Genomic DNA, 2,042 nt, shown 5'->3' with positions numbered 1-2,042 from the left:
ACGACGTCGGCCGCCACCCTGCGGGCGCACCACTTCCGTCGGTGGAACCACCCGGCGGAACAGTTCCCACAATTCGTCAGGCACCAGACGCTCAGCAAGGCTCGCCATGTCCTCTGAACGAGCGCCACGACCAACAGAAACGATGTCTAAGGAGGAGGCCCTGCCCCTCTCCGCCTCTGAGCCGATGTCAGACTTCGGCACCCTGCCTAGCGTTCTGGCCATGAGCAGATCCCGCCGTACCGCAGGAGCAGCGGCCGCCGTGCTGGCGCTCAGCTTGGCGCTGCCGATCACCGTGGGGGGCGTGGCAGCCGCCGCCCCCAGGTCGTCCACCGCGGCGGCCGACCCCTCCTCTGGGGTGGCCGGCGCCCAGCTGGCACTGCCCCGGCCGACCGGCCCTCACGCCGTAGGGGCCGACGTCGTCCAGCTGGTCGACGCGGACCGACTGGACCCGTGGGTGCCCGCGGCCGGTCCGCGCCGATTGATGGTCTCGATCTACTACCCGGCCCGGCCCGGCACCGGCACGCCCGCCCCCTACATGACGACCGACGAGGCACGCCTGCTGCTGCAGCTGAAGGCACCGGGGGTGCCTCTTCCACCCGAGCGGCTGGCCGGTACCCGCACGTGGGCCTTTGCCGATGCCGCACCGGCGGGCGGCCGGTTCCCTCTGGTGCTGCTCTCCCCCGGCTTCACGATGCCACGCCAGACGCTGACCGGCCTGGCGGTAGAGCTGGCCAGCCACGGGTACGTGGTCGCTCTGGTCAACCACACCTACGAGGACTCCGGAACGGTGTTCCCCGACGGGCAGATCCGCAGCTGTGTCGTCTGCCAGAACATTCCCGGCGGCTTCGCGGCCCTGGAGGAAAGTCGGGCAGCGGATCTCTCCTTCGTCCTCGACCAGCTGACCGCGCACCCCAGCCACTGGCGGTACGCCAAGATGATCGACCACGGCCGGATCGGCATCGCCGGACACTCCGCAGGCGGCGCGAGCGCTGCCACCACGATGGCCGCCGACGCCCGCGTGCGCGCCGGAGTGGACCTGGACGGGCAGTTCGATGTGCAGCCCGCGGCCGGCGGCGTGGGCAGCCGCCCGTTCCTGCTCATGGGCTCCGAGACCCACACGCCCAGCGGACCCGACCCCTCCTGGGGCCACGCATGGACAGACCTGACCGGCTGGAAGCGCTGGCTCACCATCACCGGCGCCGCGCATGTCAGTTTCACCGATCTGGCCGACCTCGCCGCCCAGGCCGGCTACCCACTTCCCGGGATACTGATCGCCGCACCACGCGCGGAGCAACTCACACGGGAGTACGTCACCGCCTTCTTCGACCGGCAACTGAAGGAGCGGCCCGAACCGCTACTCGACGGTCCGTCGAGCGACAACCCCGAAGTTCGCTTCCAGCAACCACAGCCGTAGGCGCAATTCCCCACGAAGCAAATGAGGCATCACCAGGACCCGGCGACCTTCGGCCGCCGGGTTCGACCGTCCTGATCACCGCCACTCGTACTACGCGATCACGGTGACCGCGCTGCATCTCGCCGGCCTCGAACTACGCCCCGATGAACCGCTCCGGGCCGGGCCCTGGCTGACACCGACGACCGTCGGTCGGTGGGCGGCAGCCCGTCTATGCGACGGCGGGCCCGCGCGGGCCGGCACCGCTTGCGCTTCGCCGCCTTGGCGGGAAAGGAGTGTGGCCTTCCCCTTCAAGGGCGGTACTGGTGGCGTCAGCCGTCGGTGCCGACGCCTTCAATCTGAATGGCGAGGACCCCCAAGGCTTCCTTCTCGGGCCGTAGATCTTGCGGATGTTGGTGAGCTGTTTGCTCGGGCGCCAGGGTGAAGCGTTAGACATCGTTTCTGTTGGTCGTGGCGCTCGTTCAGAGGACATGGCGAGCCTTGCTGAGCGTCTGGTGCCTGACGAATTGTGGGAACTGTTCCGCCGGGTGGTTCCACCGACGGAAGTGGTGCGCCCGCAGGGTGGCGGCCGAGTTCTGACGGCGGCCCGCTGGCGAACGACGTCGACCCTCTCAGCGGCTAGCTGTCGCGG

General features: G+C 69.5%; 1 protein-coding gene. It reads left to right on the top strand.

Going from position 1 to position 2,042, the window contains the following annotated elements; all coding sequences use genetic code 11:
- The first annotated feature begins 220 nt into the window (after positions 1–220).
- A complete protein-coding gene (locus DN069_RS37910) occupies positions 221–1,414 on the top strand; it encodes an alpha/beta hydrolase family protein (protein WP_111507797.1) in 1,194 nt (397 codons plus the stop codon).
- Positions 1,415–2,042 lie beyond the last annotated feature (628 nt).

The organism is Streptacidiphilus pinicola (genome assembly GCF_003258295.1).
Classification (GTDB): Bacteria; Actinomycetota; Actinomycetes; order Streptomycetales; family Streptomycetaceae; genus Streptacidiphilus; species Streptacidiphilus pinicola.
The sequence above is the reverse complement of the archived record's forward strand: the minus strand, read 5'-3'. Positions and strand labels throughout refer to the sequence as shown.

What these genes read in the sequence shown, in the direction of transcription:
- DN069_RS37910 (WP_111507797.1), top strand. Translation starts at nt 221, where the DNA reads ATGAGCAGATCCCGCCGTACCGCAGGAGCAGCGGCCGCCGTGCTGGCG.